Source organism: Photobacterium nomapromontoriensis, assembly GCF_050336815.1.
Classification (GTDB): Bacteria; Pseudomonadota; Gammaproteobacteria; order Enterobacterales; family Vibrionaceae; genus Photobacterium; species Photobacterium nomapromontoriensis.
In genome coordinates this window covers 127067-141719 of record NZ_JAKJSL010000023.1, presented here as the reverse complement: position 1 = coordinate 141719, position 14653 = coordinate 127067, and the positions used below count along the sequence as shown (strand labels likewise).

Annotated in this window: 11 protein-coding genes and 1 tRNA gene; 8 read left to right on the top strand and 4 right to left on the bottom strand. The window is 44.5% G+C overall.

Going from position 1 to position 14653, the window contains the following annotated elements; genetic code table 11:
- Nucleotides 1–63: 63 nt before the first annotated feature.
- Nucleotides 64–978 (bottom strand): LysR family transcriptional regulator, encoded by a 915-nt coding sequence (locus L4D12_RS09335; protein WP_428447561.1) that lies wholly within the window; start codon nucleotides 976–978, stop codon nucleotides 64–66.
- A gap of 173 nt (nucleotides 979–1151) precedes the next feature.
- On the opposite strand from L4D12_RS09335, the gene L4D12_RS09330 reads away from it, so the two are divergent.
- Complete coding sequence (locus L4D12_RS09330; protein ID WP_428447560.1) at nucleotides 1152–2408, top strand: adenylosuccinate synthetase; 1257 nt, start codon at nucleotides 1152–1154, stop codon at nucleotides 2406–2408.
- A 74-nt stretch (nucleotides 2409–2482) separates the two neighbouring features.
- Here the strand turns inward: L4D12_RS09330 and L4D12_RS09325 are convergent, their stop codons facing one another.
- On the bottom strand, nucleotides 2483–3421 hold the full coding sequence (locus L4D12_RS09325) for a universal stress protein (protein WP_428447559.1): 939 nt from the start codon (nucleotides 3419–3421) through the stop codon (nucleotides 2483–2485).
- Nucleotides 3422–3640: 219 nt separating this feature from the next.
- Nucleotides 3641–4765, bottom strand: coding sequence for a M14 family metallopeptidase (locus tag L4D12_RS09320; RefSeq protein ID WP_428447558.1), 1125 nt, complete (start codon nucleotides 4763–4765; stop codon nucleotides 3641–3643).
- 316 nt (nucleotides 4766–5081) lie between these two features.
- On the opposite strand from L4D12_RS09320, the gene L4D12_RS09315 reads away from it, so the two are divergent.
- The 5 genes from L4D12_RS09315 (at nucleotide 5082) to gss (ending at nucleotide 9780) form a co-directional block, all read left to right on the top strand.
- Nucleotides 5082–5172, top strand: a tRNA-Ser gene (locus tag L4D12_RS09315).
- A gap of 548 nt (nucleotides 5173–5720) precedes the next feature.
- The gene (locus L4D12_RS09310; protein ID WP_428447557.1) at nucleotides 5721–6305 is read left to right on the top strand and encodes a hypothetical protein; all 585 of its coding nucleotides are present in this window, start codon (nucleotides 5721–5723) and stop codon (nucleotides 6303–6305) included.
- 240 nt (nucleotides 6306–6545) lie between these two features.
- Entirely contained in the window at nucleotides 6546–6809 is a 264-nt protein-coding gene (locus tag L4D12_RS09305) for a hypothetical protein (RefSeq protein ID WP_428447556.1), read from the top strand.
- A 21-nt stretch (nucleotides 6810–6830) separates the two neighbouring features.
- Entirely contained in the window at nucleotides 6831–7622 is a 792-nt protein-coding gene (locus L4D12_RS09300; RefSeq protein ID WP_428447555.1) for a PhzF family phenazine biosynthesis protein, read from the top strand.
- A 289-nt stretch (nucleotides 7623–7911) separates the two neighbouring features.
- On the top strand, nucleotides 7912–9780 hold the full coding sequence (gss, locus tag L4D12_RS09295; RefSeq protein ID WP_428447554.1) for a bifunctional glutathionylspermidine amidase/synthase: 1869 nt from the start codon (nucleotides 7912–7914) through the stop codon (nucleotides 9778–9780).
- A gap of 115 nt (nucleotides 9781–9895) precedes the next feature.
- Here gss and kch read toward each other — a convergent pair whose 3' ends face one another.
- Nucleotides 9896–11104 carry a voltage-gated potassium channel protein gene (kch, locus tag L4D12_RS09290; RefSeq protein WP_428447553.1) on the bottom strand — a complete coding sequence of 403 codons (1209 nt, stop codon included), beginning with the start codon at nucleotides 11102–11104 and terminating at the stop codon, nucleotides 9896–9898.
- 453 nt (nucleotides 11105–11557) lie between these two features.
- Here kch and L4D12_RS09285 point away from each other — a divergent pair, with 453 nt between their 5' ends.
- Nucleotides 11558–13204 (top strand): BCCT family transporter, encoded by a 1647-nt coding sequence (locus L4D12_RS09285; RefSeq protein WP_428447552.1) that lies wholly within the window; start codon nucleotides 11558–11560, stop codon nucleotides 13202–13204.
- A 65-nt stretch (nucleotides 13205–13269) separates the two neighbouring features.
- Nucleotides 13270–14628, top strand: coding sequence for an FAD-dependent oxidoreductase (locus L4D12_RS09280; protein WP_428447551.1), 1359 nt, complete (start codon nucleotides 13270–13272; stop codon nucleotides 14626–14628).
- The last annotated feature ends 25 nt before the right edge of the window (nucleotides 14629–14653 follow it).

Here is a 14653-nt window from a genome sequence, read left to right as displayed (position 1 = left end):
CTAGACCCTAGACCCTAGACCCTAGACCCTAGACCCTAGACCCTAGACCCTAGACCCTAGACCCTAGACCCTAGACCCTCCACTACCGTGTTGCGAATTGCTGATCTCTTCACTGACCCAGTGCAGCAGTTGTTTTATTGCCCGTGACAGCACCTGATTTTGGCGAACAATGTACCCCAGGCTGGTGGTTGGAAAATCCGGTAGAGGAGTGATGGTGCTGGTCAGGTTTAGCTTGGGATGTAATGAGAATGCAGGCACGATGGCAATACCAAAGCCAGCTTCTGCCCAGTCAATTTGTGCATCCACACTGCCCACTTCCATGACTCGGTATTTCGGCAAGTTCAGGCTGGGCAACGCTAAATCAATCAAATCACGGGTTCGGGTATCATGGCCCAGTAAAATTAAGGTCAGTTCATCACCGTTGTGGTGCGGTGTGCCTGTTTGAGCGCGTTGCTGCCAGTCGGTTAGCCCGTTTCCTAAAGCGCACCAGTGTACCTGACGCAGCTCGGTAAAATGCAGAGGCTGGCTTTCTTTTTGGGCGATCACAAATCCCAGATCGGCTTTCGCACTTTTGACCAGTGCAGCCGCTTGGGTAGAGGTGGTATTGAAAAGTGATAAATCAATACCGGGAAATTCTTGTTTGAAGGACTGGAAAGGTTTGATCAATAGCAGTCGCGAAATAATATCACTGGCTGCAATCGACAGAGTGCCCTGATAGAGGTCGTTGATAGCATTGAGATCAGCCTGACAAATCTGTAATTCCTGCAATGTGTGCTGAGCGCTACGTAGTAAGCGCTGACCTGCTTGAGTCAGCCTGAACGGGCTGCGCTCAATCAGTTTGACTCGGGTAGTTTGTTCCAGTTGCTTGATGTGTAGGCTGACATTGGGCTGGGTCATATGCAGCTCTGATGCCGTTTTACCAAAGTGCTCTAACCGGGACAGAGTAACGAACGTATTCAGCCAATTGATATCTAACATATTCACTCGCTGGTTATAAGATAAACGAATGGAGCATATTAACTGCTTATTATTCTACACCCCTTGTCACACTTTCCCATATGGAATTCTTATCGCCATTATAACGATTATTGATTTTTCTTATTGGCTGGGGAGGCATAGCATAAGGGCTTCGCTATTAAGGAGAGTTAATTATGTCGTCTATTGTTGTTGTTGGTGCAAACTGGGGTGATGAAGGTAAAGGTCGAATCGTCGACTTTTTGGCAGATCAAGCTTCTGCAAGCATTCGTTTCCAAGGTGGTAACAATGCAGGTCATACCGTTGTAAATGACTTTGGTACATTCAAATTGCATCAGCTTCCTAGCGGCGTATTTAACCCTGACTGTATCGGTGTTTTAGGCCCTGGTATGGTAATCAGCCCTGCATTATTGTCTGAAGAGATTGCAGAAGTTGAACAAGCTGGTGTGAAAGTGAAGCTTTGTATCTCTGATCGCGCAACGCTCTGTCTACCTCTACACGCACTAGAAGATACACTAGAAGAATTACGTTTAGGTGATGGTGCATACGGTTCAACGCGTCAAGGTATTGCACCTTGCTACGGTGACCGCGTGATGAAAAAAGGTATCTTGGTAGGCTGGTTGAAACAGCCTGAAGTGCTTGTTGAACGTATTCAATTTATGTTGGATTGGAAACTACCTCAACTACGCGCGCTATACCCAACGTTTGAATTTGAGCAAACTGCACAAGAAATGGCTGACTGGCTATTGGAAGTTTCAGCACCTTGGCGTGATGCGATTTGCAATGTTTCACTACCTCTAAAAGCGATTCAAGCTGAAAGCAAAACACTATTGTTTGAAGCTCAGCTTGGTGCTGGCCGTGACCTTGTTTACGGTGAATACCCATGGACAACATCATCAAACTGTGTGTCTATGTACGCAGGTATTGGTGGTGGTCTACCAGCTCTACGCCCTGAGCGCGTTGTTGCAGTAGCAAAAGCGTTCAGCTCATCAGTGGGTACTGGTACGTTAATTACTGCAATGGAAGAGCAAGATGCCTTCCGTGAACTTGCTGGCGAGTTTGGTGCAACCACAGGTCGTCCACGTGACATGGGTTACTTTGATGCGGTAGCAACCAAAAACGGCGTTGAGCTACAAGCGGCAACTGAAGTGGCATTGACCAAAGTGGACTGTCTGACTGGTCTTAAAGATCTTAAGATCTGTGTAAGCTACGATGGCGAACACAGCGAAAATCCAATTTGGCCACAAACTGCGTCATTGAAAGCGGTTTATGAGCAAATGGAAAGCTGGAGTGAAGACATCACTGGTTGCCGTAAATTTGAAGAGCTACCAGTAGCGGCGCAAAAATACGTACTGCGCATCGAAGAGCTAATGGGTGTGCCAGTGAAAATGGTATCTGTCGGTCCTGGCCGTGAACAGATGATCATTCGCTAATCAACCATAGCGGAAAAGCAGTTAGAACGTGATAAAAGGCCGGTATCTCTGATGAGATGCCGGCCTTTTTAATGTTATTCGCTAAAGACGGGAGAGTGAAACTCATCCGGTTTGAGAGTGATTACCGAGCAGGATAGTTTGTTCAGCATCGACTCTGCAGTATTACCCATCAGAAAGCCAGCAACGCCAGAGCGAGATAGAGACCCGAGTATGACGACGTCTATCCCTTCTTGTTCGACAAAGTCAGGCATGATCTTTCTTGCATCCCCTTCCAGGAGCTGTACTTGCGTGGTCACGGCGTTTGTCGGGCAGGACTCAAGCAGATCATTTAAGCGCTGATGTCTGTCAGCTCGCATTTTTTTCGCGACAATGGCTATCTCCAGATCGGAATAACCACTCCAATTTCTGAGAAACCCTTCAGATTCTAAACGCCAAGCATGAGCAAGGGTGAGCTCTGCCCCGGTTATCGCGCAAAAGTCGATGGCTAAGGCGACAATTTTCTCTCTGAATCCATTATTCTCATGCTCGTCCATATCAACGGCGGCGACAACATGCCGGATCGAGAGAGTGGTATGACTGATTGACCAGATGGGGACATCCGATTTTCGCATCAGGTGACGGGTAGTAGTACCTGATTGGCAAGCTTGCTCTCTCTGTTCTCGGTGTGAATCAATAATGATCAGTTGGGCTTGAGTCTCTTTCGCTGCTTTGATGATTTCGATAGCCGGAATACCGAGCCGAATTTGGGTCTGAAATTTAATTTTAGGGTATTGTGTTCTCAGAGTATGAACATGTTGTTTAAGCACGTCATGGTAGATTTGTGTCGCTTTATCTAATAAGTCGAGGGTGGATGAGGTATGCAAGGCGACTTCTTTAAATTCAGCCAAGTCTTTAATAATGGTTAGCAAGGTCACGCGAGATCCTATGCGATTGGCAAAGTGAAGCGCTTGGTGAAAAGACTGACCGAGTGGTTGCTCAGGTGCAATAGCGATGAGTAAGTGGCTGAAAGTCATGTTGCCTCCACGGTTGAATAAGGCTGATTGACTGGCAGTTAAGTGAAGCGTCGCGTGCTGCGTATGAGTATATTTAGCTTAACTTGCGTTATATCAGCAGGTTATATCATCCGTTAAGTATAGACGGAAAAGCTTGAAATTCGATTTATTGGCTAAATCAATAACTGGCTGGTTATGAGGAACCAGCCAGTTGCTTATGCGTTTACTTGTGGGGCTGAGTTATACAGCGTCAACTACTGCCCGTACCGCCGCCAGAACATCCTGACCCAAAGCAACGCTACGCTCAGGAGACCAGCCGTAGAGTTCATCCGGATGACTGATATGATCTTTAAACGGCATTTCTACCGTATACGATAGGCACTTAAATTGCTCAGCGACCCAGTTGGAGGCGACGGTCAGATTTGCTTTGCCCGGTTCACATTGGCCATAACCGTGCTCATCCTGAAATTCAGGCGTAATGGTCAGCAGTGCTTGCTTGAAGGCATTCTCCAGTTTGGCGAGGTGCGCGTTATAAGAGGGGATCCCTTCGCTACCAGCAACAAAGTTGTAAGGAATAGCCTCATCACCGTGGATATCAAGGAACATATCAACACCCGTTGCCAGCATGCGCTCACGGACGTAATAGACTTCAGGGCTTCGCTCAACAGATGGCGTTTGCCATTCACGGTTGAGGTTAACGCCAATAGCATTGGTACGCAGGTGACCACGGATACTGCCATCAGGATTCATGTTCGGCACAATGTGGAACACAGCGTTGTCGAGCAGGGCACGACCCACGGTATCAGTGCCATCCAGCAGGCGTTGCAGCAAGCCTTCAATAAACCATTCCGCCATGGTTTCACCCGGATGCTGGCGACCGATGAGCCAGATATTCTTTTTCTCTTCGGCAGGCTCGCCAATAGTCAGCAGGCTAATATCGTTACCATCTAAGGTTTGCCCCAATGTCTCTAGTTCGCAATATGGGTGAACTTGCGCTTGATGAAGTAAGTCTTGGTGGCGATCGTAGGTGTAAGGCGCAAAATAAGCAAAGTACATCGAGCCATATTCAGGGATGACGTTGACACTTAGGGTATCACCATCAAACTCGGCTGGAATACGGAACCACTCTTCCCGATCGTAGGAGGCGACAACATCATAATCTTTCCACCCTTCTGGGTAGGCTGATTTTGCCAGGTTGAGAAGCTTGAATTGGTGAGGCAGATGCGGTGTGCTTTCTAGCCGAAAATGAAACCATTGGGCGATATCGGATTGGTTATCCGCAGGGATCGCCAGTTGAATGTCATTCGGTGAATCGGCCTTGATTACCTGAATATTACCGCTTTCAAAATTGCTGAATATTTTCATTGTTGTTTTGTAATTTTGTTATGAGGTGCGAATAATTTAGCAGTAACGTCGGTGCTCTGCTACCTATCAATGTGATTGGTATCATAAGAACGTGCTAAATAAAATTGCCAACAATGAACATACTCAAGCTACCTCAAGATGTTCATTTTAGTGAGATGCTAATAATATTGACCGGTCGATAAATACACTGGTGTGTATCTTGTGGGTAATGATGGAGTTGGTCTAATGTAAAAATCAGCAGAAATTGCTGGTATTGTAATCACTTGGTTGGGTTGGGCTTTACAGCAATACGCCATCACCGTATTATACACCGCATGGAGAGATGGCTGAGTGGTTTAAAGCACCGGTCTTGAAAACCGGCGTGGGTTTATAGCCCACCTAGGGTTCAAATCCCTATCTCTCCGCCACACATAAAAAAGCCGACTTCATTGTCGGCTTTTTTGCATCTGTCACTTGGGAAAGAATGAGATAGGGTGCAGAACCCTAGGCAGGGTTCACCTGAGCGAAGCGAAAGCACATTGCCCGTGCCGAAGGTGCGAAAAGGCAATAGCCCGGAGGGCGCGAGCTTGCGAGCAGTAAATCCCTATCTCTCCGCCACATCCTAAAGCCCAGCAGAAATGCTGGGCTTTTTCGTATTAGCTACCTTATGTACTAGTAGGGATTTGAAAATCCCCCCATACCCAGAACTCTCCGCCACACATAAAAAAGCCGACTTCATTGTCGGCTTTTTTACATCTGTCGCTTGGGTATATAACGCATTGTCTTACCTGTATAATCTCTCTGTAAATACTGAAATTCAGTCTTTTTGAATGATGCTAAATCAATGCCATAGTGTGATTGTGACATCGTGGCCTCCAAAGGATGTGTATATCAGACATTACCAATGTGTGACAGAACCTGATAAGGGGGAGTCCAGACCATTTGTTATACAGAAACAAGGTAGTAAGTATTACTTATGAGCAATAAGTGGAAAATGGATACAGACAATATTACGTTTAAGTTAATTGTTATACACAAGATGTTTGGTTGGTTTTTTTTTATAGGTTTTGGCATTTTAGGCTTTATGTTTCACCAAGACGTTTTTAGCGTTATTGTTGGTGTCGTGAGTTTGTGGTCAGTGTGTAGGAAACCAGAAATAAGCTGGAGCTTAAGTAAAAAGTGTTGGATTTATAAAAATAGGAATTATTTTAAGGCTTATGAAAAGACGTTCGCTCTTTTACCACAAGATGAAATTGAAATAACATATAAAGGAGCTGGTCATATGAATATGACATACAGTTTTTTTGTGAATTTCAAGCCTCAAGTATCACCTGACGGCATTAATGACTTTATTGATGGGCGTTGTCTTTTGCCAATAGAAATCACAGATAGTCTTGAACCTTTAAAAATACTTATTTATCTATATTACTCTTCAGGAATTACATTGAAATTCGACTTGTCACAATTGTATGAAACACACGGTGATGCGTTTGTAAATAATTTGTATCGAGAGTTATATGATGAAAATTTATTTAAAAACAGATACAACTATAATAGCTAGGCTACGTGTTATATCGACAGTTAATTTTTCTCTAATGTAAGTGTTATCGTCACCTTCCTAGGTTGTTACACACAAAAAAGCCGACGTAATCGCCGGCTTTATGATTTCACTCGTACGCACCTTACCGTTTCTCTTTGTCTTAATATTGTCAAAGTATAAGCTTATAATTAGATCAATATCTTAGAAGTTTTCCATGGGTTATTTGATAATGGTGCGATGTATTGAATGATGGATATAAACATGGGATCACCGAAAGCGGATTTGTTGGCTTTGCTCGTTAAAGAGTGTCATGAGTATTGCTTAATTCCAACAAGCGAAGAGCAGAAAAAACGTGATAAAAAGTCATTTATCAATGGCTTAATGACGGCATCTAGGATTGTCGGTATTAGCTATGATGAGTTAAATAACATCGTTGAGGCGATGCCTAAGTCTACATTCGCTAGCTTGGAAGATAAGCTAGCGATCCCAACTTACATACGTAATCAGATGGAAATGGGAAAGTAGTGAGAGAATGGAGGGTGTACATTGGAAATGGATATTTTCGTGGTTGATGCCTTTACGGATCAACAATTCAAAGGTAACTCGGCAGCCGTAGTACCAGTAGAGCATTGGCTAAGCGCTCAATTAATGCAGAGTATAGCGGAAGAGAACAATCTATCTGAAACCGCATTTATTAAGCATGTTGCTGGAAATCAGTATGAGATCCGTTGGTTTTCTCCGCTGACTGAGATTGATTTCTGCGGTCATGCTACATTGGCATCGGCCTATATACTCTTTCATGAGTTTGGGGTTCTGAATGAGATCGAATTTATTACCGCGGAGGTCGGCACTTTAACGGTTATATTGAATCAGGATCATGAAATTGAGATGACGTTCCCTTCCCAAAAGCCAGAACCTGTCGCGGTGATACCAGAGCAACTTATCTCAGGCTTATCAATAAAACCGATAGAGGTCCTGAGAAATAGGCAGGCTTATTTTGCCATTCTTAACACTGAACAAGATGTTCTTGATGTTATGTATGAATCAGAACTGTTGAAGCAGCTTGCGCCATATGATGTTGTTGTTACCTCAACATCGCGAAAATATGATTTTATTTCTCGCTACTTCTGGCCTGCAAATGGTGGTGATGAAGACCCGGTAACGGGCTCTGTTCACGCAGGATTGGCACCGTACTGGGCTGAAGAATTAAATAAGCCTAGTTTGCTGGCATATCAAGCTTCTAGCCGAGGCGGTATTTTGAAGTGTGTTGTATTAAGTCAACACGTCATTGTATCTGGTAAAGGGGTTCTCTATATGAAAGGTAGAATTCATATTTAAATCATCATGCCTGTTTGATGGCCATTTGGGCTGAATGGTCTGTTTTCCCTATCTATAGATACCCCGTATGTATCGTTGAGCATCGCAATGGTGCTCAATCAGTATCTTGATTTGCATTAAATGATTCAAAGTCAGTGATATTTCTTTATTTAACGATCAAATTTTATAACTAAGAAACTAAAATCGACTAGTTGTTACTCGATAGGGTAGGCGTATTCTAGTGTATTGATTCTATTGAATATTTAAATTTTGTTCGAATAGCCTTTTTATACAATGGAATCGATTTATTATGAGTGATGATGGTGCGAATGACGCTTCTTTTGGCGAGATAATTGGTTATGCTGCGGGCGGTATCGCCATGTATTCTTCGGATTATAGTCAACTGGATGAGAGTCAATACCCCAATGAATCGTCAATGCGTAGTTATGTGCATTGTGAATATATGGGGTATAAATGGCAGTGCGTTGAGTTTGCTCGCCGTTTTTATTACGTCAATTATGGTTTGGTGTTTACGGATGTCGGCATGGCGTATGAGATCTTCTCGTTACGCTTTCTCCGCAAGGTCGTCGACAATCATATCGTGCCGCTCTATGCCTTTGAAAATGGTTCTATTCGAGCGCCAATCGCAGGCTCTTTGCTTATTTGGGCAGACCGTGGTGAATTTCAAGGCACTGGTCACGTCGCTGTTATCACTCACATTGAAGACAATAAGGTCATGATTGCGGAGCAAAATGCCAGTTTCTCTTACCTGCCTCGTGGTCAGCAATGGACGCGAGAATTAAATCTTCATATCGAAAATGGTCATTACTTTATTCAAGATACTTTCGATGATACCGAAATATTGGGTTGGATGACCCATAATACTGACTATCATGATGGCTTACCTCAGCCCAAAATTGACCCTCACGTATTAATGATGCAGCCTGCGGTGCGTGAAAATAAAGGCCAGTTTGATGGTCATTGGATAGCAGATAGTGAGCCATTAATGCATGCTTTTCTTAAGGCGAGCGATGACTATGTTTTAAATGAGGATTTGTATCAATATTTCACTATGACACCAAAAGCAGAGCAAGAAATCATTAAAGCAACCAATGAGTTGCATTTAATGTATTTGCATGCCACCGAGAAGGTGATGCAAAGCGATGAGCTACTTGCACTGTTTGATATTCCGAAAATCCTGTGGCCTAGACTGCGCCTGTCATGGCAACAGCGCCAGCACAGTATGCTAACGGGCCGACTTGATTTTTGTATGGATGAACGAGGATTAAAAGTCTACGAATACAATGCAGATTCAGCTTCTTGTCATACTGAAGCGTGTGAAATAATTACCCGCTGGGCACAACAGGGTGGTGATATTGATGCCGATACGCCAGCTGAAGAATTGCTTAACGAATTATCCAGTGTGTGGCGATACAGCCAAGAGCATACCTTTGTCCATATCATGCAAGATGATGACGAAGAAGAAGATTATCACGCGCTGTTTATGCAAAAAGCACTGACGCTCGCGGGTATTGAAAGCAAGATCTTAAGGGGACTCGACGGTATCCACTGGAATGATGCAGGGCAGCTTATTGATGATGATGGACGGTTAATTCACTGCGTGTGGAAAACCTGGTCATGGGAAACGGCAATTGATCAAGTGCGCGAAGTGAGCAGTGATGAATACGCGGCAGTGCCTATTCATACAGGGTACCCTGATATAAAAGTCAGACTGATTGACGTATTGCTCCGCCCTGAAGTCAAAGTGTTTGAACCATTATGGACGTTGATTCCAAGTAATAAGGCGATTTTACCTGTTTTATGGTCATTGTTCCCTCATCACCGTTATTTGTTAAACACCGATTTCGTCGTGAATGACGAACTTAAGCAAACGGGGTATGCGATTAAGCCTATTGCAGGGCGTTGTGGCAGCAATATCGATTTAGTCAATCACGATGAGTCAATCTTAGATAAGACTCATGGCTCGTTCGATAATCAGAAAAATATCTATCAAGAGTTATGGTGTTTACCGAAGATTGCCAATAAATACGTGCAAGTATGTACTTTTACGGTGGATGGTAATTATGGCGGCGTGTGCCTGCGTACCGACGATTCATTGGTTATCAAAAAAGATAGCGATATCGCACCGCTGATGGTGCAAAAAGAAGACGAAGATTGATCTTACATGTGTTGCGTTGATAGCAAACGAAACCGCATTATCGTGGGTGCTACACTGCTATTAGTTGACTTACATATTTCAAATAGAAACGCCCCGTGGTGCACGGGGCATATCCTTATTTCTTATCAAATAAGCCATGGCCAGAATTGAGCAACATAGCAATGAGTCGATCGTTATCTAACGGTTCGCCTGACATGATACTCGCCAATACTTCACTACCAAAGAGTAACGGGGATAGGATCACATCGGCTTTTACCTGCTTGACTTTATTCATGTTTTTAGCATCATTGACGGCTAACACTGTTTTCGTGGTGGGGAAAAGCTCCCGCGCAGACAGGACGATGAATGCGTTATCAGCATCGTCATCTGTCAATGCTAGTATCGCCCTGCAATGTTCAATCCCCGCCAATTTTAATACGGCATCATTGCTGTAATCGCCCGATAATATATCTAGGTTTCTGTTAACCCTTTGCTGGATTTTTGGGAAATTATCTTCTGGCTCACTGGTTAGTATCGTGACGTTGAGCCCTCGCTCTAGTAGCTGATTAGTCGTTGCGATGGCTAATACCGAAGTGCCGCAAATAATGTAGTGATCTTTTCTATTCATCTGTTTTTGATTACCTTTGACTAATTTATTTAACCCCCCTTTGATCAAGGGACCAAATACAGTTGTGACCGAGGTGGCAAATACTGTTATTCCCGCAATAATGACTGACGTCGTAAATAAACGAGCAGGTTCCGTGATAGGAATGATGTCGCCATAACCAACCGTTGTCATGGTAACAATAGAGAAGTAAAACGATGTTGTTAAATTGGTTATTGCGGGATGGAAACCCGCACCAAAGTAGAGTGCGCCGTATGTTGAATAAAACAACAACACAGTAAAGCTGATAAAGGCAAATATCCCACCTGCGGTGGCACTGGAACGGTCAAAGTCTTTTCCTAGCAACAGAAGACTGGTTAAGGTTGCCACACATAAGATCAGACTATGGGTTAAGTCGGGGAAGAAATGCCAGGTAAACACAAAGGTGATCAGCAACAAGACGATGCTGACCGCCCACGCAATTCGGGCACGAAAAAGCAATCCGAATGCGTTGAGCGTTAAAAAAACACCAAGCAAAAACCAAGGACCATTGGCAATATTCGCCCAGTTCATGGATGAATAATTGTCGATATGAAATAGCCCAATCAGATTGAATGATGTTCCCCATACACTTTCAAGAATGAGCAATCCATTGATGAAGACAGCAAGAGCGACCAGAACATGGCGTAAATGTAGCCAAAACACATGCCATTTTTGCCAAAGAAGAGAAGAGAGTTTCAAGGCATTTACCTATCAATAATACGCCACAAGAATAGATTATAACGCTATGTCAGGCAGCCTAGTAGGCCGTAAAGGTATAAATATCCTCAAGTGGTCACTCGATGTCGTACTCGTTTACTTTAAAATGTTGGGGACGCGTTAGCTCAGTATGATCATTTATCCTGTTGCCGTATGTCCTTGAATACAAGCTGAAACTGCGCAACGTTATTTTACTTTGCGTTTCAAGTTGAAACATTTAATAAAATAAACCGTTTCAATTTGAAAATGTTTTTACGCATTGAGATAAAAATCAGTTAGCTGTCATAAACCGTTAGTTTTGACCTGACAAATGATGAGCGCTTTATATTCAGCGTCAATTTATTGATATGGGAATACCAAAAGATGTGCCTCCATTACTCATGGTTCAGTAAGGTAATTGTATTCAAACAATAACGTGTAGCGTGGACATAAATAATGACTAATCAAACCTCACAACATAAAAGAGGGGCAATCGATAAGGCGGTCTTCTGGCCTGCCACGATCTTGACCCTCGCGATGGCAGTTTTCTTTTTAATGAACCCGACCTCCAGTGCGCTTGTCATGGGCAAACTGCATGCGTTCACTACCGGTGAGCTTGGTTGGTTTTTTCTCTTAGCGACCTTTGCAGTGGTTGTCTTCTGTGTTTTTCTCGCAATATCGCGCTACGGCGGTGTAGTTATGGGAGACAGAGAGCATGGTCCTGAGTTCTCAACGGCGACATGGCTAGGCATGATCTTTACGTCTGGTACCGGTGGTAGTGTGTTGTATCTTGGAGCGGTGGAATGGATCTGGATCATGCAAGCGCCACCATTTGGTGTAGAGGCTGGCAGTATTGAAGCTGCTCGCTGGGCGTCAGCATACGGTATGTTCCACTGGGGACCTTCTGCTTGGGCTTGGTATATCGCGTGTGCCATTCCAATCGCGTACTGTTTCTATGTCCGTAAAAAGCCAACCCTAAAAATGAGTGAGTTTGCCCGTCCTGTCTTAGGTAAAAAAGTGGATGGCATTTGGGGGCACTTGATCAACTTCTTGTACATGTTCGGTATGGTCGGCGGGGTAATGACCTCTCTTGCTCTGGGTACGCCACTTATCTCTAATGCCATCGTGTATGTAATGGGATGGGAATCGAGCAATGCGTTTTTAGACACCTTTGTTATCTTCCTGTGGACCTTTATCCCGCTTGTGGCGCTGATTATGGGTTTGAAAAAAGGGGTATCGGCACTGAGTAACTGGAACGTAAAAGCCGATGTCGTGATGTTGATAGCTCTGCTTGTGTGTGGCCCGACAGCATACATTCTAAACCTTTCAGTTGATGGTTTAGGCTTGATGTTACAAAACTTTGTGTACATGAGCTTGGCGACTGATGTTATTCGTGATGGCGGCTTCCCCCAAGCATGGACGATTTTCTATTTCTCTTGGTGGGTGGTTTACGCACTGCCGTTTGGTTTGTTCATTGCCAAAATTTCCAAAGGCAGAACGATTCGTGAAATCGTGATGGGAGGCCTGCTGGCTGGCTCATTGGGCTGTATGGTGTTCTACATGGTGCTTCCAGGCATGGGCATCAACATGCAAATGACAGGTCAAGTTGACTTAATGACTATCATGAATGAGCAAGGGCGTGGTGCGGTTGTGTATGCAATGCTTGAGCAAATGCCGCTTGGTACGCTGTTTGTGTTCGCGTTCGGTCTTATCACATTGATCTCTTATATCACGGGTCACTGTGCGGTGGGTTACTCATTGGCCGCTGCTACACAAGATGAAATCGCAGAAAACGAAGATCCGGCACACTGGAACATCGCATTCTGGTTGATTCTGGCGGGTGTAGTATCGCTGGCACTGTACTTCATTAATCCGGAGAGTTTGAAACCACTGCAAACGGTATCGATTCTGACCGGTTTCCCACTCTGTTTTGTTATCGGTATCGTGGCGAGAAGTTTCATCAAGCAGATTAATCTTGATTTCCCTGAGGGCTTCCCCGCAGCAGATAAACAAGGTCGTATTTACTTGGATACTCCTGTTGACCAAACGGAAGACGATCAAGGTACAGAACCTGACGTTAAGCCAGCAACGACCTTAAGCTAACTCTTATATCAGACCCATCATAAGCACCTCCTTCCGTTACAGGAGGTGCGTATAAGGAAATAAACATGAAAATCATCGAACCTCAAAGAGAAGTCCCTGTTATTGCTGAAACCGATGTATTGGTCGTGGGTGGAGGACCGGCTGGCCTCGCCGCTGCCATTGCCGCTGGGCGAATGGGGGTGGATACCGTGTTAATTGAGCGCTACGGTTGTTTAGGTGGTGTACTGACTCAGGTTGGGGTAGAGAGTTTTGCTTGGTATCGTCATGAAGGCACGGTGGATTGTGAAGGGATTGGCCGGGAATTTGAAGTCCGGGCATTGGAAGCGGGATTTGCGAGAAAAGAACCTCAATCAATCAGCCATGCGGTCGATCCTGAAGGATTCAAATATCTTGCAGACTGTATGGTCGATGAAGCGAATGTCAAAACGTTTTTACACTCTCAGGTTGTTGATGTCATTAAAGATGGAGACACACTTTCTGGTGTAATTATCGAAAGTAAATCGGGTCGACAAGCTATTTTAGCCAAACGCATTGTCGATTGCTCTGGTGATGCGGATGTTGCCGCTCGCGCTGACGCGCCGTTTACCCAGCGGGATAAAAAAGAGCTGATGGGCGTCACTCAGATGTTCCATTGCGCGGGTGTCGATGTTGAGAAATTCCAAAAGTACATCAAAGAAGAATTAAAGCCGACCTATGCAGATTGGGGTAAAAATTGGTCTATGGTAACAACGGGTAAGGAAGACAATATGTTTAGCCCTTATCTGGAAGAGGTTTTCAATAAAGCACAAGAGGAAGGCGTCATTCCCGGTGATGCCTCTGCCATTGCGGGTTCTTACAGTACTTTTACGGAGAGTGGTGAAGCCATTCAGCTCAATGTCGTCTATGAATCCGGCTATGATTGCACCGATATGCAAGACCTAACCCGTGGTGAAAAATGGGGGCGTCAACAGGCATTGTGGGCGATTGATGCACTACGTCATTACGTCCCGGGTTTTGAACATGCACGCCTGAGAAACTTTGGGATGACGCTGGGTACGCGTGAGTCACGGATGATTGTCGGTAACACGCGTGTTGAGAAAGATTATGTTCTTAACCAGGGGCGTTGTGATGACAGTGTCGGTATTTTCCCGGAATTCATCGATGGCAGCGGTTATCTCATATTGCCAACAACAGGGCGTTATTTCCAAATACCGTATAGCTGCTTAGTGCCCCAGAAAGTAGAAAACTTATTGGTTGCCGGTCGCTGTATTTCCGCTGATGTTGTCGCCCATACCTCCATGCGAAATATGATGTGCTGTACGGTAACGGGTCAGGCCGCAGGTACAGCGGCGGCAGTATCCGTTCAGCAAGAAGTGAATGTTCGTGATGTTGATATCGCCAAGCTTCAAGAGACGTTGAAAGCACAAGGTGCACGTATTCACTAATTCATGGTTATTGAGGTACCACTTT

What these genes read in the sequence shown, in the direction of transcription:
- L4D12_RS09335 (WP_428447561.1), bottom strand. Translation starts at nt 978, where the DNA reads ATGTTAGATATCAATTGGCTGAATACGTTCGTTACTCTGTCCCGGTTA.
- L4D12_RS09330 (WP_428447560.1), top strand. Translation starts at nt 1,152, where the DNA reads ATGTCGTCTATTGTTGTTGTTGGTGCAAACTGGGGTGATGAAGGTAAA.
- L4D12_RS09325 (WP_428447559.1), bottom strand. Translation starts at nt 3,421, where the DNA reads ATGACTTTCAGCCACTTACTCATCGCTATTGCACCTGAGCAACCACTC.
- L4D12_RS09320 (WP_428447558.1), bottom strand. Translation starts at nt 4,765, where the DNA reads ATGAAAATATTCAGCAATTTTGAAAGCGGTAATATTCAGGTAATCAAG.
- L4D12_RS09310 (WP_428447557.1), top strand. Translation starts at nt 5,721, where the DNA reads ATGAGCAATAAGTGGAAAATGGATACAGACAATATTACGTTTAAGTTA.
- L4D12_RS09305 (WP_428447556.1), top strand. Translation starts at nt 6,546, where the DNA reads ATGGGATCACCGAAAGCGGATTTGTTGGCTTTGCTCGTTAAAGAGTGT.
- gss (WP_428447554.1), top strand. Translation starts at nt 7,912, where the DNA reads ATGAGTGATGATGGTGCGAATGACGCTTCTTTTGGCGAGATAATTGGT.
- L4D12_RS09285 (WP_428447552.1), top strand. Translation starts at nt 11,558, where the DNA reads ATGACTAATCAAACCTCACAACATAAAAGAGGGGCAATCGATAAGGCG.
- L4D12_RS09280 (WP_428447551.1), top strand. Translation starts at nt 13,270, where the DNA reads ATGAAAATCATCGAACCTCAAAGAGAAGTCCCTGTTATTGCTGAAACC.